This window comes from Zobellia uliginosa, from assembly GCF_018860745.1.
GTDB classification, from domain to species: Bacteria; Bacteroidota; Bacteroidia; order Flavobacteriales; family Flavobacteriaceae; genus Zobellia; species Zobellia uliginosa_B.
In genome coordinates, this window is the sequence record NZ_JAHKPY010000014.1 from 123,578 (window position 1) to 143,298 (window position 19,721).

Genomic DNA, 19,721 nt, shown 5'->3' on the forward strand with positions numbered 1-19,721 from the left:
TTTTCTGGTATTTATTGTCCGGTACAATCTTCTTTATCAATATCCGCTTTGGCTTCTTTTATCTCTTGGTCAATATCCGCTCTACTAGCAGTAGGTATACAATCATAAATATCATCTAGAGCATCTAAGTAATTCTTGGCTGCACTCTTATAGTTCGTACAGTTCTCTACTGTTGGATTATCATTATATTCCTGTATGGCCGCTGTCCAAGCAGTTAATTCATCTGAATAGGCTTCTGTCCAATTTCCTCCAAAGCAGTTTCCCACAGGGTTCAATGGGTTGTCTTTACTACAGCTGTAGGTAAACATAATTGCTACACCGCATACGGCTAAAAAAATCGGTTTTTTAAAATTTTTCATCATCATAATTTTATTTGTTAATCATTTATATTTTTGTAGGCTTCTATCCGGAAACACAGGTCCTTTAGAACTTACTACAAGCATTAATGTCATAAATAATAAAAGGTTAACGCGCTCAAATAAAAAAAATAACAGACCTGTTTTTGGAGAACTTAAATACAATTGCAAATATGAAGAAGAGGTTAATGATGACTTTACGGGACCAGGCAACAATAGCGCACAAAAAAAGCCCGAAAATAAATTTTCGGGCTTTTGTTTTATATGATACCGCCAAACCGTACGGTCCTTCTAATGTATCAAAATCGATTGGTACCAAAAAGGGTGCTGATTCAGGTAGTTCCCCCGAAACCTATAATCGGCAATCATCTTGTCAACAAGTTGAACAGATGACCCAGAGTGGTTTCATCAGACGGACTAAACACGTTCTATTTCATAACATGTTGCCTAGAACCGTACCATTTTGGATTGGCAGTTTCATAAATTTGTAAGATTGTTCCCCATACGTAGATTTCGTTTTATATTTGGTTTGGTATTTTGTATATATCTAGTACTACAATGTATATTATATCTTCGATTACCAATCTGGGGGTTGTAAAAATAAGCATTTTCTTAACACGCACCACTATTCAGCACAAGAATTCTTCTATCTAACTTCATCATATGTAGAATGTTAGAAATGACACAAGTCCCCATAAATCAACGAATAAACAACTATGCTATTGTAAGTTTAATCTTTCTTTCTTTTGAGCACTGAATTTTTTGCTTACATGAATTATCCTAGCATCCGCATTTTTGAAAGATAAGTTCATACTTCCGCTAATTGTTTTTGTGCTAAATTCTGTAATATTAATGGAACCTTTATAAGTAAAGTAAGGCTTCTCATCTATGTTTGTAACATTAATATAGCCAAACACACCATTAAAATCGCTCAAGAAACTAGTTACATTTCCCGTAATCTCATGCCTGCCACGTATTGTTGAAACGTCCTCCGTAGGCTTGGAAATCATTAATCCAAACAATTGTTCATTATTAGCATGGGACAAATCCGGTTTTAGTTCAATACTGGTAAACAAAGTGCCATCTCTAGAAACTCCCGTATTAGACTCAAATACCAAAGAACGCTCCAGGATCTTTGCTATACTATCTGCTATACCCAAATCATTTGACACGTATGAATCCTCCAAAAATGAAGATGGTGCCAGTTTATGGTCTACCCCCGTATTCGAAAAAAAGAAAACGGAAAGAACCAGCCAAATACCGGTTTTGGTTATGTTGCTAAAAACCTGAGATAGTACACCATACATAATTCCTAGTTTTAAGGTTGCTGTACAGACACTTCATGGTCCGTTATCATATTTTCGGCAAATTGTTCCCCAACAATCCCATCGTTCTTCAATTCTTGAATCTCACTTGTTTCGGTCAAAGCCGCCGCAATTAAAGTAACGACGAGTAATCCGAACATAAACAAACATTTTTTCATTGCTATTGTTATTAGTTTTACCTTTTTGGATTCTATTAAAAACCTGGGGAAACATTAATAACCATTATGTATTCTTTGGGCTAAAATAGGTTTGGACATCCTTTGGTTATTACGGTTATGTATAAATGGTAGATTTTTCTGTATAAATGGTAAAAGCCTATATTTTACTAGGGCTGAAAAGAACTCAAGACTATATTTTATACTATGAACAGCACCTAAAATATCTTTGCAAGCAACTATTAAACCATTTTTACCATGTTTCATACCAAACACACTTTAATTATCTCCATCGATACATCTTTGTTATCACAAAACATGCCATATCTTTAAATTTGTTTAATTTACCTTAAAGTATAATTCTATGATCGAAGCCGTAATCGTTGATGATGAAATAAAGGCACTGCAAAGTCTATCTTGGGAATTGACCAATTTTAGCGATGAAATAAACGTGGAAGCATCCTTTACCGATCCTTTTGAAGCATTGGCATATTTGGAAAAAAATACCCCTGACTGCCTTTTCTTGGATATTGAAATGCCAACGATGGATGGTTTTCAGTTTATTCAAAAATTAACCAATAAAAATTTCCCTGTGGTTATAACCACGGCCTACAACCAATATGCCATAAAAGCCTTGAAGAACGAGGCTATAGATTACCTCCTTAAGCCTATTGATACAGACGATTTAAAGGAGACTATCGTTAAAATCAGAAAACATAATGCCAAAAATTTTACCGCAGAGCGATTAGAAAAATTGTTGTTGAATTTCAACTCTAACGCAAAGCACAAAAAAATAACTTTCAACACAGATGGAAAATTGGTTTTTCTGGACAGTGACGAGATTCTTTACGCTGAATCTGACGGAAATTATAGCACCATTTTTTTAGCAGATGGGCATAAAATTGTACTTACCAAAAAATTAAAAGAAGTAAATGAATTATTACCGGCAGATTCTTTTTTTAGAATCCACAATTCATTCATTATTAACCTGACCAAAATAAAAGAGTTTTTGAAAACCGATGGATATGTTATTTTGAAATCAAACCATAAGATTCCCGTTTCCAGACAAAAGAAATCAGATTTTCTGGATATGCTCTAAAACATTAATGCACCTTCGACTAAAAAATAAAAAAACTACCCCCGCCCAATGTCCTTTTCAGTTGGACAAACTTTTTATGTTCTTATATTGCTTATTGGGTTTAACCATTGGTAGTTCCCAAGATATACCCGAAACATTCAAAAAAACGGTAGACAGCCTTATAACAAAAGCTCCGATCGACTATTTAGATATTCACTCGGTAATGCGAAAATATAAGACGGATACACTTCTTATGCGTTATTTCTCTACGGCTTCGCTGAACAAAGAATACACTTCAGGTCAAATTTATTCCTATAATGAACTGGGCAGGGCTTACCGAAATAAATCTCAGTACGTGCGCGCAGTAGAATTGCACAAAAAAGCACTCAGTATTGCTAATAAGGCAAATGATATTGAATTTAAAGTGGCAAGCTTGAATGACCTAGGTGTTGTATACCGTAGAATATCTTCCATACGAACGGCAATGGACTATAACCAACAGGCTATAGAACTTGCTGAGACCGTTAAAAAGGAGGATCGGTCCAAAAATCTACAAAAAAGTATAAACGTTTCTCTAAATTCCATTGGCAACCTATATAATAGGCTTGACCAATATGATCAGGCTATAGAATATTTTAAACGGTCCTTAGTTTTGGAAACCGAACTAGGCAATACCCTGGGCATGGCAATTAATTATGGAAATATAGGGAAGTGCCAAGAATCCTTGGGTGAATTAGATGAAGCTTTAGAGAATTACCGAACATCATTAGCCTATAACGAGCAAATAAACGATGATATGGGCAGGGTTATTTGCAAAACAAACATTGCAAGCGTATACCTAAAAAAAGGCCGTATAAACGAGGCTGAGAAACTTCTGTTACCAACACTACCTACTGCTAAAAGAATAGGCGACGGTTTTCTTGTATCTCCTATATACATAAATCTCGGTTGGGGAGATATGGTAAACGGAGACTACGCAGATGCCGAAAAGAATATTCTAGAAGGATTACGTGTGGCTGAAAAGTTCAATATTAGAAACGAAGCCGCTCGGGCAAGTCACTTATTGACAGACCTCTACCAGAAAACCAATGCATACAAAAAAGCACTTGAGTACAATATTAAAGCAACAGAACTTGAAGAAGAAATCGTAAACGAAAATACCGTTCGTTATGTAAACGATATCATCTATAGATATGATTCTGAGAAAAAAAATAGCGAAATTCAAATATTGGCCAAAGAGAAGGAAGCGGTTCAAATGAAACTCCGTAATAGCTACACTACGCTTCTTATTGGCGGTATTGCACTAGCATTATTGGCCGGCATTTTTTACATCCTCTACAGACAATATCAACTAAAAAATGAAAAAAAGGTACTGACCTTAGAGCAAAGTATGTTACGAAGCCAGATGAATCCGCACTTTCTGTTCAATTCTTTAAATTCAATAAAACTGTACATTATCAATAATGAACAAAAAAATGCGGTTCATTATTTGAACAAGTTTTCAAAATTAGTTCGGAAAATTTTAGAAGCATCCTCCCTTCGTGAAATACCATTAGCAGAAGAGTTGGAAACCGTAGAACTCTATATGAACATAGAGAACATTCGTTTTTCAAATGAGATAAATTTTAAGATCCGTGTTGATGAAGGCATAGACACTCACACCGTTAAAATTCCATCATTAATTCTTCAACCCTTTTTAGAGAATGCTATTTGGCATGGTCTTTCCCCAAAAAGCGGAGAAAAAATAGTAGACCTCCATATTACAAAAGACAAGCAGGATTTTATTCATATTGCCATATCAGACAATGGAATTGGACGGATTGCAGCAGAAAAAATCAAACAGAACAAAGTGCTAAAACGCAAGTCCGTTGGTATAGATATTACCAAAGAGCGACTTGCAAATTTCTCCAAAGATCTTCAAAATTCCTTTGAAGTAGAAATTTTAGATTTATACGATGCACAACAAAAACCCTTGGGAACTAAAGTTATACTTCACATACCTACTATTTAAGATGTTCTGCGGCTACTTGCTCTAATTCTTGATACCAAGCTTCACCAAACTTTCTGATCAGGGCCTCTTTTACAAATTTATAAATTGGCACTTTAAGCTCATCTCCTAACGCACAAGCAGGATCGCAAATGTTCCATTTATGATAGTTAACGGCCGTTAGCTCTGTATACTCTCGTATACGAACAGGATACAAATGACATGAAACAGGTTTTTTCCACTTAACAGCTCCCTGATTATAAGCTTCTTCTATTCCGCATTTTGCGGTTCCATTTTCGGAGAAAATAACATAGGCACACTCACTGTCGTTTACCAAAGGAGTCTCCCATTCACCGTCCTCTCCTTTAATAAAAGCGCCCTGATTCTCAATAGCATCAATACCTTCTTTTCTAAGAAAGGGCTTTACTTTACTGTAGATATCAACCAAAATTTCTGTCTCTTTATCTTCTAGTGGTGCTCCCGCATTGCCATCTATACAACACTGGCCCTTACAAGCGGTAATATTACAGACAAAATCGTTCTCGATTATCTCTTCTGATACTATGGTATTTCCTAATTGAAACATACTGCACGTTTATAGGTACAAAGATACTTTTAAAAGGTGATTTTTAAGCTTAAATTAATTACACATCTATGCTTTCTATCGGTTTAATAAAATGTAATTTTGCGAAAAATTTTAAAGTATGGACATTCAATTCAATCTTCGAGAAATTGCGACCGCTACTATGGTACTCTTTGCGGTTATTGATATTTTAGGAAGTATACCAATTATTATTACTTTACGTAAAAAAGTAGGACATATAGAATCTGAAAAAGCCTCATTTGTTTCGTTGATTATAATGATTGCTTTTCTGTTTGTTGGTGAAAAAATATTGAAGCTAATTGGTATTGACGTCTACTCTTTTGCGGTAGCTGGCTCCTTTATTTTGTTCTTTCTAGCTTTAGAAATGATATTAGGTATAACACTTTATAAAGAAGATGAGCCAGAAAGTGCATCTATTGTACCTATAGCTTTTCCATTAATTGCAGGTGCAGGTACTTTAACTGCATTACTTTCGCTAAGGGCGGAATTTAGAGTGGAGAATATTATAGTTGCCATTGCCTTAAACACTATTTTTGTGTACTTGGTACTAAAATCCTCCAAAAGGATTGAAAAGGTGCTAGGCAAGAACGGACTTAATGTTATTAGAAAAGTTTTTGGGGTTATTCTATTGGCCATTGCCGTAAAACTATTTGCCGCAAACGCTAACGAGTTATTTTAACGTTCTTAAAAGAAAGATTCTACAAACAGGAACCTTTAAAAAATTAAATCATGAACAAGACTTTAACCATTATATTGATCGTTTTAGCTATTGCACTCATTGCCTATAACGTAACAATGATTGATTTTCAAAATCCATTTAACGGGGATAGTACTATTGCCCTAATAGGCATTGTAGGTTCACTTTGTGCCGTATTGCTTCTCTTGATTTTTAGAACAAGTAAAAAAATTCAGCAAAAAGTAGAGCAAAGAGATTAATTAGAGCTCTCAATAGCCTCAACCTCTTCTTGTTGTACAACAGGATTATCTAGTTTTAATACCTCTTGCAACATTTTATCCTCGGCACTTTTAATTTTGGCGTGTACGTTAGCTCCGAACAGTTGTTCCGCCAGTGCAGCCTTTAAATATAATTTGATGCTATCTTCATAATCATAGAAATTCATTCGCAAACTTCTTTGAATTGAGTAGTCTACAAATTTCTCGAAAAGAATATCGTCTACTTTAAAATCCTGAATGAACTCCTCCTTGGAATAGGAATCGTAACGTTTTCGATCATCATCCAAATGCTCGAATATGAAGTAAGAGAGCCACCCAAAGCTATCCATACTTTCTACCGCCTCTTCTTCATTAGAACCAATGGGTACAAACACATCTGGAATAATTCCGCCACCACCATAAACGACTTTTCCCTTAGGTGTCGTAAATTTTAATGAATCAGCCACTTTAATACTATCTACGGTTACTAATTCACCACTGTGGTACCGATCTGTAAACGTCTTATAGTAATCCTCGTTTCCGTTTTCGTATGATTTTTGGATGCTTCTTCCCGTTGGAGTGTAATATCTAGAAACGGTAAGGCGTATGGCAGAGCCATCTCCCAATTCCATTTCACGCTGTACCAATCCTTTCCCAAAAGAACGCCGCCCTACAATGGTGCCAATATCATTGTCTTGCAGCGCTCCCGCTATAATTTCACTTGCCGAAGCAGACCTTTCATTTATCAGAACATAAACCGGCTTATCTTCAAACCTACCTTTTGAGGTAGCGTGTATCTTATTTATTTTTCCTTTTTTATTCTTGGTGAACAGAATCAGTTTTCCATCTTGTAAAAATTCATCTGCCATTTGCTCTGCGACACCTAAATAACCTCCTGGGTTATCTCTTAAGTCTAAAGTCAACTTACGGGCGCCTTTCTTTACTAGTTCGGATAATGCGGCTTTAAACTCCTTATAAGTTGATTCTGCAAAACGATTTACCTTTATATATGCCATATCATTGGTTAACATATAATAGGCTTCCACACTTTTTATAGGAACTATATCCCGTTTTACGTTTACTGTAAATGTTTTGTCTTCGGATTTTCTATAGACCTTTAGCTTTACCGAACTACCCTTTTCTCCTTTAAGCTTACCAACAATATCTTCGCTAGCTAGATCTTTGCCGTAAAGTGTATCCTTATTCGCCATTAAAATGCGGTCTCCCGCCTTTATTCCCTTTAAATAACTAGGACCTTTCGGCACTGTTCTTATTACGGAAATAGTATCTTTATAAGGATAGAAATTAATACCAATACCTACAAAATCACCCTTCATGTTCTCAGAAACACGGTCCATTTCATTTTTGGGAATGTAAACGGAATGTGGGTCTAATTTTTCAAGAATCTGATTAACGGTAACATCTACAATACTATCCGTATCTATATCATCAACATACTCATAATCTATATAATCTATGAGTCTGTTGAGCTTGTCTTTTTTAGAATTGGTTGTGAAAAGTTTCTCAGGTGTATCTGCAAAATGGAGCTTTCCCCCAACAAAAATACCCAAGGCAAGTGCTGCAGCTATTACGGTAGGCCATATGTAGTTTTGTTGTCTTTTCATAATTATTTTGGCTTGTCTACCGCTGATTCAATTTCCGGCAAATGCACTAGTTCTATACCTGCCCGTTCTAAAAATTGCAATCCAGAATCATCTTTATAAGCTCTTCTATAAACTACACGTTTTATGCCAGATTGGTGAATTAACTTGCTACACTCCCTACATGGAGATAGTGTTATATATAACGTTGCTCCTTCACATGATTGCGTTGAAGAGGCCACTTTACTTATAGCATTAGCCTCTGCATGCAAAACATACCATTTGGTATATCCTTCATCATCCTCGCAAATATTTTCAAAACCTGTTGGCGTACCATTATAGCCGTCAGATATAATCATTCTATCTTTTACGATAATTGCCCCTACCTGTTTACGCTCGCAGTAGGACAACTTGCCCCATTCTTGCGCCATGCGCAGATAAGCCTTGTCGTATTTTTCTTGTTTTGACTTTTTCATGTAACGCGAAGATACAACAATAGCCATACGTGCTACTTATCTTACTTGCTATACAACTAAGATACCTGCTTTCAAAAAGCCCAACAATAATAAGGGGTTAATTTTAAGTGAAAATATATTAGTGCTATACGGGAAACGTACGAACAAGCATTGGTATTGTTAGAAGTATAATTAAAATAGACGTAATTCCGATGAACAACACTTTCCTTAATTTCGTGCCTACGATTATGGCCCAACTTACAGATAAAACGGAGAAAACAATGGTAACCTGTGAAATTTCAATTCCTGCCGCGAAACCTAAAAGGGGAATTAACTTATTGTCCTCCTCAGCCATTAACATTCTAAAATAATTACTAAAACCAAAGCCATGAATCAACCCAAAGAGTAAAGTGGTCAATACATGACCTTGCATACTTTGAGCCGTAGTTGTATTGCGCATATACAATAAGTTGAAAAGTGCCGTCAACATTATAGTAACAGGAATTAAAAACTCTATTAGACTTGCATTTACGGTTACCAGACCGTACGCACTTAATGCAAGAGACAAGCAATGCGCTGCAGTAAATACGGTAGCCAACAACACTACTTTCTTCCACGTTTTAAACGAAAAAGGAATGGTCAATGCCGCTAGAAATAGAATATGGTCGTATGCATTTAAATCTAGCACATGCTCTAAACCCATCTTAATATAGAAAAGAAACTCCTCCATTATAAATTGATTATTAAAGTGAAGTAAGAACTAAAAAAACCTTGTTCAAGTCCGCTTATCTACAAACCCCTCTCGGATTGAATTTCTTCATATGCCTTTTGCACTTCCTTGAATTTTTCCTCCGCTCCCTTTTTGATAGCTTCGTTCTGAGTGTTTACACGATCTGGATGATATTTCTTTGCCATAGTACGGTAGGCTTTTTTTACCTCATCATTACTGGCAGATTTTTCTATCTCCAAAATCTTATACGCATTGTTCACGGATTTAATGAACATGGCCATTATACTTTCAAAGTCTCTAAGACTCACCCGTAAATAACCTGCAATCTCACGAATTTTTTGAATTTCAGGAGTACTTACCGAACCATCTGCCTGAGCTATACCAAACAAAAAGTGAAGCAACTGTAACCTCACCTCATAACGTGTGCGTTGATTTAAAAAGCTACAAATACGCTGTGCGGAAATCTCATGCTTCTTGTTTATTTCATTAAAGGTTCTAAAAATGGCATTGGCCTTATCCTTGCCATATGTGCTAACAAAGTACTGCCTCACATAGTCCATTTCTCTCTGACTAACCGTGCCATCTGCCTTAATTACTATGGAGCATAGGGATAGTAAATTCAACTCAAAATCTGCGGGAGAAACTTTTTGCCGCGTCATATCTCCAAAAACAGATTGCGCTCCACCGCCACCACTAATTTTTAAACCATCTATAAGACTACCTACCAAGTATCCCAAAATTGCTCCTGGAAACCTAAAAAAATAATACCCAATGATGGCCGCGAACCATTTAATCATGCCTTTTTTAAATTTTGGCAAAGATATTAAAAGCGGCAAGAAATAAGCAGCTAAAAGAACAGAGACCTTTTTAAAGTGAAATAGTTAGACAGGGCAACTCAGCAGTAAGCACTATTTTATCGATTTTATCTAACGAAAAGTTAAGTAGATCAACTAAATGCGACAAATTAAGTATCTTTGTTAACCATATATAAAATATAAAAATATGTATCCTGCAGAATTGGTAAAACCCATGAGACAAGACTTGGCATCAGCTGGGTTTGAAGAATTACATACATCAGAAGCAGTCGAAAATGCAATCAAAAAAGAAGGTACTACTTTAGTTGTAGTAAATTCTGTTTGTGGTTGTGCAGCGGCAAACGCTAGACCTGCGGCTAAATTAAGTTTACACAATGCTAAAAAACCAGACCATATCGTTACGGTCTTTGCGGGTGTTGATATTGAAGCCGTAAATACAGCAAGAAACCTTATGATTCCGTTTCCTCCATCATCGCCAAGTATGGCGCTTTTTAAAGATGGGGAATTGGTTCATATGATAGAACGTCACCACATTGAAGGCAGACCAGCAGAATTAATTGCTGAAAACCTGGTTACTGCCTATGATGAGTTCTGCTAGAACCGTTTAAAGGCTTCTCTGATTAGGAGATTATAAAAGAATAGAAAAAACCGCTTCACAACGAAGCGGTTTTTTATTTTTGCACTATGCAAAAGATATTGGCATACCCGCTTACCTTTCTTTACATGATTTTCTTTGGATTGTGTTTATTGGTGTTTCACCCCATACAATGGGTCTGTTTTAATGTTTTTGGATACAATGCCCATAGAATGAGCGTAGCCTTACTCAACCTATCGCTTATGCGGTGTACACATGTGTTAGGAACCACCTATACGTTTAACAATCCACATAGCATTCCAACGGATCGGCCATTAATTATAGTTCCCAATCACCAAAGTATGCATGATATTCCTCCTATAATTTGGTTCATGAGAAAACACCATCCCAAATTTGTCAGTAAAAAGGAATTAGGTAGAGGTATACCAAGCGTTTCTTATAATTTAAGGCACGGTGGCTCCGTATTAATTGACCGAAATGATAGCAGACAAGCATTATCAGAGATTGCAAAACTTGGCCGCTATATTGAAAAGCACAACCGAAGTGCCGTAATATTCCCTGAAGGAACCCGAAGCCGTACAGGACATCCAAAGCCGTTCAAAGCTACGGGGTTGAAACTATTAATGAAAAATGCGCCATCTGCCCTAGTTGTTCCTATTAGTATTAACAACTCATGGAAAATGCTTAAATACGGTAAATTTCCGAACGGAATTGGCAATCATATTACTTTTCAAGTACACAAACCCATTGAAGTAAATTCAAACTTTGACTCCATTTTATCGGAAGCCGAAAAAAAAGTAATCTCTGGAATAACCGCCTTTAAAGCAGAAAATGACTGATACCCAAATTGTAGAACGGACCATAACCTTCGTAAAAGAGACCTTAAAAGGAGCTGAAGGCGGGCATGATTGGTTTCATATTGAACGTGTATTTAAAAACACTTTGCTCATTGCACAAGAAGAAAAGGTAGATATATTGGTTGTTAGTCTAGGCGCGCTCTTGCATGATATTGCAGACGCTAAATTCAATAACGGAGATGAGACGGTAGGTCCTAAATTGGCACGACGTTTCTTAAGCGAAATGGAAGTAAATAAAAATACCATTAGCCATGTCATTCATATTATTGAAAACATATCTTTCAAAAACTCTCTTGAGGAAAATAAAGGCAACCGGTTTTCTTCTTTAGAACTAGAAGTGGTACAAGATGCAGACCGACTAGATGCTTTAGGTGCCATTGGTATAGCCCGGACGTTTAATTATGGAGGATTTAAAAACAGGGAACTCTACAATCCAAACATTGCTCCTAACTTAAAAATGTCCAAAGAAGAATATAAAAAAACAAAGGCTCCTACCTTGAATCACTTTTATGAAAAATTGCTTTTGTTGAAGGATAAAATGAATACCGATACCGGAAAAAAATTAGCTCTCGGGCGGCATGAGTATATGGTTGACTTTCTTAAACAATTCTATAAAGAATGGGACCCACTAGTGTCAAATACAGGGTTCACAGTTCAATCACCATAAATTTAACTCGTCCATTTTACATTTTTTTGTATCTTAAAGATCAGAACCTAAATCCAATTTTTGAAGATGCAAAGAAGAAAGTTTATCAAGAATGCGGCAGCGGCCTCCACCGTATTTTCCATCGTACCAAGTTTTGTTTTGGGCAAAAATCATGTTGCTCCTAGCGATACCCTTTATGTGGGTGCTTTTGGTGTTGGCGGTCGTGGCTCGGGCGTTATGAAGGGGCTAGACGAAACCGGTAAAGTGAAATTCGTAACCCTCTGTGATGTTGATGACAGAAGAGCGGCAGATACTTATAAAAAATATCCAAAGGCAAAAAGATATAAAGACTACAGAAAAGTCTATGATAAGCATTTAAGTGAAATTGACGCTATTATGGTAGCAACCCCAGATCATATGCACGCTTCTATTGCCCTACCTTTCATGCGTGCCAAAAAGCATGCTTACGTTGAAAAACCATTGACTCATAATATTAACGAAGCACAAATGATGACTCAAGTTGCCAAAGAACACGGTATAGTGACCCAAATGGGTAACCAAGGTGCTTCTAGTGATGGTAGCCGCGAAGCAAAAGAATGGATAGATTCTGGTATCATCGGAAAAGTATACAAAGTAGATTGCTGGACGAACCGTCCTGTATGGCCACAAGGTGTTCCTGCACCTACTGCGAAGCAGCCAGTGCCAAAAGGGCTTGATTGGGACCTTTGGTTGGGAGTTGCTGAAAACCGTGATTACAATGACGCCTACCTTCCTTTTAAATGGAGAGGCTTCTGGGACTTTGGAACTGGCGCTCTAGGAGATATGGGATGCCACATTATGGAAACTCCATTTAGCGTTCTGGATTTAGGATATCCTACTGAAGCTGAAGCAAGTTGTACTACCAATTGGGTAGGTGATTTTGTAGAAGCGGATTATAGCGAATCCTGCCCCGCATCTTCTATTGTGAGATTAAAATTCAATACCGAAAAACATGGTGATATTGCCTTAAATTGGTATGATGGTGGACTTATGCCTGATTTACCGGATGAGTTGGCAGATGGTGAAACTATTGGCGATGGCGGTGGTGGTTCCGTTTTTTATGGCACCAAAGGTATTTTAGTAACAGATACCTACTCACGTAACGCAAGATTGTTACCTAGCCAAAACATGGATATGTTTAAAGCTCCTGCCCCTTATTTGAAGCGAATTGATGGCGATGTTGATGGTCACCAAAAAAACTTTGTAGAAGGTTGCTTAAAAGGTACCGAAACCTCATCGGACTTTAGAAAGTCAGGACCTTTAACCGAAGCGGTATTGATGGGCAACTTAGCTATTAAAGCTTTTCAATATAAAAAGCTGAAAGCCGGCAAAAAACTTGGAGATTGGGATCCCTTTGAATACCCTGGAAGAAGAAAAATCCTCTGGGACGGTGCCAATATGAACGTTACTAATTGGGATATGGCTAACGAATGGGTAAAAGGCAGGTACCGTAAAGGTTGGGAATTAAAATAAAAACTTCAGCTTGTTTTATAAAAACAAAAAGTCCCGTAGGTTACGGGACTTTTTGTTTTGAACGGACTGTTTAACACTACCGTTATATAATTATTATGATGTGACTGTTACTTCTGTGCAGGTAATTCACGGGTTAACCAACCTCTTTTATTTGCAGTTGCTATAGCATAAGGTGTAATCCAAAATAAACCGAAAGTAAATAAGATACTATATGAATATGCCCAAACTGATTCTTTAAGATCATATCGTTTTGCATAAAACAATACCGGAAATGTAGATAATACCAATATACTTACAAGCGTAGAACTTAAGAATAAAAGTGGATGCGTTAAAATAAAGAAGAACATAAAGAACAAGAACGGATAGCTCATCAATATTTTAATGGATTGACTGATGAACAATAAACGTGATCCAATTTTTGAACCTTCTCTAAAGTTTGTGAAAACGTATTTAGACATTTCAATGTTTTCACGAACATTACTTCTACCCCATCTAATGAACATTTTGTAAAGGCCTTTGTATTTTTCAGGTACATTGGTATAAGCAAATGCATTCCTTTGGAACAATACATGAAAACCTTGTTTCAAAATCATGTTAGTCATAGCGCGATCTTCTCCTATATCTGAAGGTTGGCCCATAAAAGTCTGATTGATCCATTCATCCAAGCAATTAAAAACAGCTGTTCTACGGTAAGCAGCTAAGGCTCCGGGAGTACATAAAACAGAATTCAAGGAACTCTCTGCTGATCGCACAAATTCAAAACTCATAACGAAACTTACATCCAACATTTTTGGAAGTAATGCTTTTTGGTTATTTAGCACTCGGATATTTCCAGCAACCGCTCCGCAATTTTCATTTACTACAAAAGGACTTACTAAGTTACGAAGTGTATCTGGATCAACGATAGAATCACTATCCACAGTTACAAAAATCTCCCCTGTGCCTTCATTAAAACCTCTATATAAACCATGGCGTTTACCCATGTTTTTAGGTTGTTGGAAAATCGTTACACGATCACCCAAAACCTTTTTGGCTTCTTTCATCCAGTGCCAAGTATCATCCTTACTACCATCATCAATAGATAGTAATTGTAATTTTTCATGTGGAAAATCACTTTCCGCCAAACTCATTAAAGTATCATATACCTGCTTACCCTCATTGTATGCCGGTACAATTACGGTACAAGTTGGCAATTCTTCATCTGAAACAGATTCAATAGCCTTATATTTAAAATATCTGTAAATAATAAATAGAAAAAAGACTGCTTTAAAAATAAAGAGGCCTAGGGCCAAATACATAAACCCTTGACCAAATGCCGATGCCGAACGCTCTAAATTAAACTGGTTTAAATCACTTCTTAATATGTAAGACATATAAGCTGCCCCTATCATCAACACAAAAGTGCTTCCCATGACAAAAATGCCCCAGGCATTTGCCGTTTCAATAAAAATTTTGAATTTTTGAATTAAACTCGATTTTGATTTTGGTATGTTCAATGTGGTTTCTGATTTCATATGTGGTATATCAAATAATGTTCTGAGTCTCTTATACGTTGCCCGGTTCTCGTTTGGATTTCCCCTTTACACTATTTTAACATGTATGAAAAAAAGAGGAATTATGAGAGACTCAATGCTTTGGCGCACATCACCTACTATTCACAACGACTACAATGAAAATTTACGATGTTAGAAGGTTTAGAGACAATTTATGAGATTTTACTAAAAATGAATTTAAATTGTTTCTTTGATTCTATTTGCTCGTCATCGCTTAAAACATATATTCAGCTTATAAATAACTGGTTTGAAAAGACTTGTTTATAAAATTGATATGGCTTGGCACACATCTTTATTTAATTGCTTTGAAGATGACTGAATTTCTAGGAAGTCAAAAAAATGGAGCGCAATGGAAATTTTAGGAGATTTCTATTGCGCTCAGGAATAAGTTTTGATAAAAGTTTAAAATGCGTAACCTGCAGAAAGTTGAAATACGTTATTCTGGCTCTTATCGTTAGTAAAAGAATCATCATTAATATTGGCAATACCTTTATTGTATCGAAGACTAAAAAAGATATTTTCATTTAGTTTGTATGAAGCACCTATCGCAAAGGCAATATCCAACTTTTTAAAGCGGTCATCATCATCTACGTTTGTTGTAAGTAAAAATCCAACCAATGGTCCTGCTTCGGCACTTAAACCTTCAAGAATATAGTACTTACCTAAAATAGGAAGGTTTACATACCCTAAATTCAAATCATCTCCGCCAACACCATAATTCCACTTTGTGCCTTGTAAGGAAAACAACAACTCTGGTTGTACCGCCATTTTTTCAGAAATCGGAAATTCTGCAACACCACCTAAATGGAAACCTATTTTGCTACCTAAACCCCCTAAACCCGAGTAGGCATTACCACCAACGGAAGCGATGTTAAGACCTCCTTTAACACCAAAAGTAAAGTCTTGTGCCTGCGAAATAGATACACTTAAGAGTGCAGTTAAAAGAAATACTACTTTTTTCATAATCTAAATGTTTTTTTAATTGTTTCCCTTATTAATGTCATTATAATAAAAAGGTTAACATCTAAAATCAAAACAATCTTAGTTGACCGTCTTTGAATTGTTTATGCAGTTCATGGTTAAGAGGCGGGAATACCTTGTTTTTAAAATACGTATGACGTGCCAAACGTACCAAATCATGAATTTGAGTAGCAATTTTGCCTTCTCCTTTACTGCGAACTCCAAACCTACTATCATTTAAAGTGCCCCCATGGCATTCTTCAATTTGATGTAATACCTTTTCTGCCTTGTCCGGTAAAGTTTTATGAATCCAATCTGTAAAAACCTGACCAATTGCTCCATTGAGACGGACCACAGTAAAAGCGAATGATTTTGCGCCATTATCGGAAACCGCTTTTGCCAAATTCATAACTTCATGGCTATTGATACCAGGGATGATCGGTGCCAACATAGCATTTACGGGAATGTTATTTTCAGAAAGCACGCGAATGGTTTCCAAACGTTTTTTAATTGTAGTTGTTCTAGGTTCTAGAATACGTCTGGTTTCTTCAGACAATGAGGTTATTGATACGTTAACTCCAATCAATTGGTCTTTTGCCAGTTCCTTTAGAATATCCAGATCACGTAATACCAAAGCATTTTTGGTAATTATGCCAACAGGATGTTTGTACTTTAAAAATATCTCAAGACAAGCTCGGGTAATCTTAAATTTTTTTTCTGCTGGTTGGTAGCAATCGGTATTACCGGAGAGAACAATGGTTTTGGCTTCCCATCGTTTATTTTTCAATTTGGCCTCCAATAATTCTGGAGCATCTTTCTTAATTAAAATTTTCCGCTCAAAATCCAGTCCGGCACTGTAACCCCAGAACTCATGTGTATTACGAGCATAGCAGTAAATACAGCCATGTTCACATCCTTGGTAGGGATTCATAGAGTATTGCATGCCCACATCTGGGCTAGTAACCTTATTAACTATGGTCTTAGGAAAAATAGGAATGTATTGGGTCTTGTTTTTATCTGCCTCCTCGCCCTCTATTCGGCAAAATTCGAGAAAATCATCTCGGGTTTCATAGATGTTTTGCAGAAACTTATTGTGTACATTCTGTTGGGCGCCACGGCCTCTAATATAGGAATCAGATTTCAATTAATTGGATTTATTACAAATTTATGGAATAAATCCAATTGTAAAATATCTTAAATGTTATTTAACAGTAACTTCCACTAATTGTTTTTTCGTGCCTCGCTTAGCATAAAACAAAAGGTGATCCGATGCTTCATCTATAAACGGCCTAGAAACCATAATAGGTAATCTCACCTCTTTATCGTCCACTAATTTCTTGTATGAAAGGTCTCCTGAACTATCAACTTTTATAACGAACATATTAGGGTTTCTACTAAACCCTTGTTTAAATAAAATACGTTCTTTGCTCATTTTCTGAGGATTCTCCCCAGAATTTATAAAGAAATACATATTATCACCTTCACCGTAAGCTGTATATGAAGCGTAGGAAGCATCACCTTGGGTTACCTCTGCTTTGTTAATGTTCCTGGCCCATTCCATTGAACCGGATGCATTTAATTTGGCTATCACAATATCATTGTAATGGAAACGATCTACCTTTTTGGTAGCTCCCGTTCCTATGTCCTGTCCTGCAGTAACGAAATACTCTTCGGCACTGAATAATATATCATTATTTGGGGTGATATGTACATTCTTAAAAATAAGGTTCTTTATTTCGGCATCTACTTCACGGCCAAATTTATCCAACATAAACTGGTCTGAAAACGGATTGTATTTTTTAGCCTTAATGTCTAAAGAATTTGCATCAAGATTGAAGTAAACTAGACCATTATATCTATTATCTTTTCTATCTGCATAGAAGCCAATTACCTTCATCTCATTATGGGATAGTATAGGCTTTAAAGATTCCGGAAACCTTCCAGCATCAGCAAACTCCTGTGTCTTATATCCCCCCTGCGTAATACGTACTAATTCATACTGAAATCTTCTTTCCTTGACGTCAAACCTTCTTTTCTTAAAAAAGGCCTTTCCCATTAAGTATAATTCCTTTAAATCTTTTGAAACCTCAATATTCTCAAAAGCATAATTCTTTTCCTCAATATTAGCACTAAAATCATAGTCCAGTTGAAGTTTTAAATCAGTTCCATAAAGATAAATATGATATTTTTCTTCTTTTCCCTCCCTATGGTGAACAGTTATGGCAAAAGCGGACCTGTCATCATTGAAATGAGTTGCTGTTGAAAATCCGTTTCCGAATTTCTGATTGTATTTACTAACTGCCAGCGGATTTATAACTTCTTTGGAGGGAATGGAAAGTAGTTTTCTTTCCGTAAAATTAAATTCATCTAACGGACTTTGATGTACAACATAATTGTAAGCCTCATCTCTATTGCTATATACAAGTTCCAGCAGATACAACTGACCGTTTTTTACGAAACCGTCTACCATATGTCTGCCCGCATATTTATAATTATAGTCGGCCACTAGGTTTAATTCCGTATCATACACCTCAATGAAGTGGCCTTTAGGCCTAAGTGGCATACCGCCATAATAGGTTCGCACCAATACTGTCTGCTCTTGGGCAGAACGGTCTATTGCCAAGACGGTAGAATATTTATACCTATCGGAATAATTATCGCCAAGTTTGTATTCCACAGGGATTTCCTGTGCATTTGTAAAAGTTAGGGTAGCCAAGAACAGCAGTGCCGTTAAGCTTCTTCGGGTTCGCATAAGTAGGTTTTAAGCGGACATGTTACTCACCAGGAAACTCGGCCTTCCGCTTTTCTAAAAATGCGGATGTACCTTCCTTAAAGTCTTCGGTTCCAAAACAAGCACCAAAAGCCTTTATTTCTTCATCATATCCATTACTGTTCTTAAAACCCGCATTTACCGCTTTTATTGCGTAACTAAGCGCGACAGGGGAGTTATTCGATATCTTGTTCGCTAACTTCTGGCAGAAAGCAATCAATTCTTCCTGAGATACTACATGATTAATCAAACCATAATCCAATGCGCGTTCTACATCTATCATACCCGCGGTCATAATCAGTTCAAAAGCTCTTCCTTTACCGATTAGTTGCGGTAAACGTTGAGTGCCACCATAACCAGGTATTACCCCAAGGGATACTTCAGGAAGGCCCATACGAGCATTATGACTCGCTACTCTAAAATGACAGGCCATGGCAAGTTCCAATCCGCCGCCCAAGGCAAAACCATTGACCGCAGCAATAACAGGCTTAGAAAGATTTTCCACAAAATCAAAAAGGACCTTATGTCCTTTAGCTGATAGTTTCTCCCCTTGTTTCTCTGAAAAATCGGCAAATTCAGAAATGTCGGCTCCAGCAACAAAAGCTTTTTCACCACTACCCGTTAAAATAATAACCTGTACGGATTTATCCTTCTCCAAAGCCTTAAAAGCATCGTGTAGTTCTAAAATGGTCTCCTTATTCAGAGCGTTTAGTTTTGTAGGACGATTAATCGTTACAATGGCGGTAGATTGTTTATCGTCTACAAGAATATTATTAAATTTCATATAGC

At 36.6% G+C, this 19,721-nt stretch carries 21 protein-coding genes; 8 read left to right on the forward strand and 13 right to left on the reverse strand.

Translation table 11 applies throughout. The features are described 5' to 3' along the window. Positions 1-11: 11 nt before the first annotated feature. From KO521_RS15470 to KO521_RS15480, 3 genes are all read right to left on the reverse strand, one after another. On the reverse strand, positions 12-365 hold the full coding sequence (locus tag KO521_RS15470) for a hypothetical protein (protein WP_215940818.1): 354 nt from the start codon (positions 363-365) through the stop codon (positions 12-14). Positions 366-1,075: 710 nt separating this feature from the next. Continuing rightward, positions 1,076-1,663 carry a hypothetical protein gene (locus tag KO521_RS15475; RefSeq protein ID WP_215940819.1) on the reverse strand — a complete coding sequence of 196 codons (588 nt, stop codon included), beginning with the start codon at positions 1,661-1,663 and terminating at the stop codon, positions 1,076-1,078. Positions 1,664-1,674: 11 nt separating this feature from the next. Then, complete coding sequence (locus KO521_RS15480) at positions 1,675-1,821, reverse strand: hypothetical protein (RefSeq protein WP_215940820.1); 147 nt, start codon at positions 1,819-1,821, stop codon at positions 1,675-1,677. 379 nt (positions 1,822-2,200) lie between these two features. Here KO521_RS15480 and KO521_RS15485 point away from each other — a divergent pair, with 379 nt between their 5' ends. Then, positions 2,201-2,935, forward strand: coding sequence for a LytR/AlgR family response regulator transcription factor (locus KO521_RS15485; protein WP_215940821.1), 735 nt, complete (start codon positions 2,201-2,203; stop codon positions 2,933-2,935). Positions 2,936-3,011: 76 nt separating this feature from the next. Continuing rightward, on the forward strand, positions 3,012-4,925 hold the full coding sequence (locus KO521_RS15490) for a tetratricopeptide repeat-containing sensor histidine kinase (protein ID WP_252730085.1): 1,914 nt from the start codon (positions 3,012-3,014) through the stop codon (positions 4,923-4,925). Here the strand turns inward: KO521_RS15490 and KO521_RS15495 are convergent. Further along, entirely contained in the window at positions 4,918-5,487 is a 570-nt protein-coding gene (locus KO521_RS15495) for a DUF3109 family protein (protein ID WP_215940823.1), read from the reverse strand. The genes KO521_RS15490 and KO521_RS15495 overlap by 8 nt on opposite strands. 118 nt (positions 5,488-5,605) lie before the next feature. On the opposite strand from KO521_RS15495, the gene KO521_RS15500 reads away from it, so the two are divergent. Together KO521_RS15500 and KO521_RS15505 are read left to right on the forward strand one after the other, a co-directional pair. Further along, positions 5,606-6,184 (forward strand): MarC family protein, encoded by a 579-nt coding sequence (locus tag KO521_RS15500; RefSeq protein WP_215940824.1) that lies wholly within the window; start codon positions 5,606-5,608, stop codon positions 6,182-6,184. Positions 6,185-6,234: 50 nt separating this feature from the next. After that, positions 6,235-6,441 carry a hypothetical protein gene (locus tag KO521_RS15505; protein WP_215940825.1) on the forward strand — a complete coding sequence of 69 codons (207 nt, stop codon included), beginning with the start codon at positions 6,235-6,237 and terminating at the stop codon, positions 6,439-6,441. Here the strand turns inward: KO521_RS15505 and KO521_RS15510 are convergent. The 4 genes from KO521_RS15510 to KO521_RS15525 form a co-directional block, all read right to left on the reverse strand. Beyond that, positions 6,438-8,063 (reverse strand): S41 family peptidase, encoded by a 1,626-nt coding sequence (locus KO521_RS15510; protein WP_215940826.1) that lies wholly within the window; start codon positions 8,061-8,063, stop codon positions 6,438-6,440. The genes KO521_RS15505 and KO521_RS15510 overlap by 4 nt on opposite strands. Before the next feature lie 2 nt (positions 8,064-8,065). Further along, a complete protein-coding gene (locus KO521_RS15515; RefSeq protein ID WP_215940827.1) occupies positions 8,066-8,515 on the reverse strand; it encodes a deoxycytidylate deaminase in 450 nt (149 codons plus the stop codon). 124 nt (positions 8,516-8,639) lie between these two features. Then, positions 8,640-9,224 carry a HupE/UreJ family protein gene (locus KO521_RS15520; RefSeq protein ID WP_215940828.1) on the reverse strand — a complete coding sequence of 195 codons (585 nt, stop codon included), beginning with the start codon at positions 9,222-9,224 and terminating at the stop codon, positions 8,640-8,642. Positions 9,225-9,283: 59 nt separating this feature from the next. Then, positions 9,284-10,021 (reverse strand): TerB family tellurite resistance protein, encoded by a 738-nt coding sequence (locus KO521_RS15525; RefSeq protein ID WP_215940829.1) that lies wholly within the window; start codon positions 10,019-10,021, stop codon positions 9,284-9,286. Positions 10,022-10,226: 205 nt separating this feature from the next. Here KO521_RS15525 and KO521_RS15530 point away from each other — a divergent pair, with 205 nt between their 5' ends. The 4 genes from KO521_RS15530 to KO521_RS15545 all read left to right on the forward strand — a co-directional run bounded on the left by KO521_RS15530 (position 10,227) and on the right by KO521_RS15545 (position 13,649). Then, positions 10,227-10,637, forward strand: coding sequence for a BrxA/BrxB family bacilliredoxin (locus KO521_RS15530; RefSeq protein WP_215940830.1), 411 nt, complete (start codon positions 10,227-10,229; stop codon positions 10,635-10,637). 86 nt (positions 10,638-10,723) lie between these two features. After that, entirely contained in the window at positions 10,724-11,473 is a 750-nt protein-coding gene (locus tag KO521_RS15535) for a lysophospholipid acyltransferase family protein (protein ID WP_215940831.1), read from the forward strand. Continuing rightward, positions 11,466-12,158 (forward strand): HD domain-containing protein, encoded by a 693-nt coding sequence (locus KO521_RS15540; RefSeq protein WP_215940832.1) that lies wholly within the window; start codon positions 11,466-11,468, stop codon positions 12,156-12,158. The genes KO521_RS15535 and KO521_RS15540 overlap by 8 nt, the downstream gene beginning before the upstream one ends. A gap of 66 nt (positions 12,159-12,224) precedes the next feature. Beyond that, positions 12,225-13,649, forward strand: coding sequence for a Gfo/Idh/MocA family protein (locus KO521_RS15545; RefSeq protein WP_215940833.1), 1,425 nt, complete (start codon positions 12,225-12,227; stop codon positions 13,647-13,649). Positions 13,650-13,756: 107 nt separating this feature from the next. Here the strand turns inward: KO521_RS15545 and KO521_RS15550 are convergent, their stop codons facing one another. From KO521_RS15550 to KO521_RS15570, 5 genes are all read right to left on the reverse strand, one after another. Then, complete coding sequence (locus KO521_RS15550) at positions 13,757-15,163, reverse strand: glycosyltransferase (protein WP_215940834.1); 1,407 nt, start codon at positions 15,161-15,163, stop codon at positions 13,757-13,759. Between the two features lie 441 nt (positions 15,164-15,604). Next, positions 15,605-16,165, reverse strand: a complete 561-nt coding sequence (locus KO521_RS15555; protein WP_215940835.1) for a porin family protein — start codon at positions 16,163-16,165, stop codon at positions 15,605-15,607. Positions 16,166-16,232: 67 nt separating this feature from the next. Next, positions 16,233-17,306, reverse strand: coding sequence for a PA0069 family radical SAM protein (locus KO521_RS15560; RefSeq protein ID WP_215940836.1), 1,074 nt, complete (start codon positions 17,304-17,306; stop codon positions 16,233-16,235). A gap of 57 nt (positions 17,307-17,363) precedes the next feature. Beyond that, positions 17,364-18,914 (reverse strand): hypothetical protein, encoded by a 1,551-nt coding sequence (locus KO521_RS15565; protein WP_215940837.1) that lies wholly within the window; start codon positions 18,912-18,914, stop codon positions 17,364-17,366. Between the two features lie 22 nt (positions 18,915-18,936). Further along, a complete protein-coding gene (locus KO521_RS15570; protein ID WP_215940838.1) occupies positions 18,937-19,716 on the reverse strand; it encodes an enoyl-CoA hydratase/isomerase family protein in 780 nt (259 codons plus the stop codon). Positions 19,717-19,721 lie beyond the last annotated feature (5 nt).

What these genes read in the sequence shown, in the direction of transcription:
- KO521_RS15470 (WP_215940818.1), bottom strand. Translation starts at nt 365, where the DNA reads ATGATGATGAAAAATTTTAAAAAACCGATTTTTTTAGCCGTATGCGGT.
- KO521_RS15475 (WP_215940819.1), bottom strand. Translation starts at nt 1,663, where the DNA reads ATGTATGGTGTACTATCTCAGGTTTTTAGCAACATAACCAAAACCGGT.
- KO521_RS15480 (WP_215940820.1), bottom strand. Translation starts at nt 1,821, where the DNA reads ATGTTCGGATTACTCGTCGTTACTTTAATTGCGGCGGCTTTGACCGAA.
- KO521_RS15485 (WP_215940821.1), top strand. Translation starts at nt 2,201, where the DNA reads ATGATCGAAGCCGTAATCGTTGATGATGAAATAAAGGCACTGCAAAGT.
- KO521_RS15490 (WP_252730085.1), top strand. Translation starts at nt 3,012, where the DNA reads ATGTTCTTATATTGCTTATTGGGTTTAACCATTGGTAGTTCCCAAGAT.
- KO521_RS15495 (WP_215940823.1), bottom strand. Translation starts at nt 5,487, where the DNA reads ATGTTTCAATTAGGAAATACCATAGTATCAGAAGAGATAATCGAGAAC.
- KO521_RS15500 (WP_215940824.1), top strand. Translation starts at nt 5,606, where the DNA reads ATGGACATTCAATTCAATCTTCGAGAAATTGCGACCGCTACTATGGTA.
- KO521_RS15505 (WP_215940825.1), top strand. Translation starts at nt 6,235, where the DNA reads ATGAACAAGACTTTAACCATTATATTGATCGTTTTAGCTATTGCACTC.
- KO521_RS15510 (WP_215940826.1), bottom strand. Translation starts at nt 8,063, where the DNA reads ATGAAAAGACAACAAAACTACATATGGCCTACCGTAATAGCTGCAGCA.
- KO521_RS15515 (WP_215940827.1), bottom strand. Translation starts at nt 8,515, where the DNA reads ATGAAAAAGTCAAAACAAGAAAAATACGACAAGGCTTATCTGCGCATG.
- KO521_RS15520 (WP_215940828.1), bottom strand. Translation starts at nt 9,224, where the DNA reads ATGGAGGAGTTTCTTTTCTATATTAAGATGGGTTTAGAGCATGTGCTA.
- KO521_RS15525 (WP_215940829.1), bottom strand. Translation starts at nt 10,021, where the DNA reads ATGATTAAATGGTTCGCGGCCATCATTGGGTATTATTTTTTTAGGTTT.
- KO521_RS15530 (WP_215940830.1), top strand. Translation starts at nt 10,227, where the DNA reads ATGTATCCTGCAGAATTGGTAAAACCCATGAGACAAGACTTGGCATCA.
- KO521_RS15535 (WP_215940831.1), top strand. Translation starts at nt 10,724, where the DNA reads ATGCAAAAGATATTGGCATACCCGCTTACCTTTCTTTACATGATTTTC.
- KO521_RS15540 (WP_215940832.1), top strand. Translation starts at nt 11,466, where the DNA reads ATGACTGATACCCAAATTGTAGAACGGACCATAACCTTCGTAAAAGAG.
- KO521_RS15545 (WP_215940833.1), top strand. Translation starts at nt 12,225, where the DNA reads ATGCAAAGAAGAAAGTTTATCAAGAATGCGGCAGCGGCCTCCACCGTA.
- KO521_RS15550 (WP_215940834.1), bottom strand. Translation starts at nt 15,163, where the DNA reads ATGAAATCAGAAACCACATTGAACATACCAAAATCAAAATCGAGTTTA.
- KO521_RS15555 (WP_215940835.1), bottom strand. Translation starts at nt 16,165, where the DNA reads ATGAAAAAAGTAGTATTTCTTTTAACTGCACTCTTAAGTGTATCTATT.
- KO521_RS15565 (WP_215940837.1), bottom strand. Translation starts at nt 18,914, where the DNA reads ATGCGAACCCGAAGAAGCTTAACGGCACTGCTGTTCTTGGCTACCCTA.
- KO521_RS15570 (WP_215940838.1), bottom strand. Translation starts at nt 19,716, where the DNA reads ATGAAATTTAATAATATTCTTGTAGACGATAAACAATCTACCGCCATT.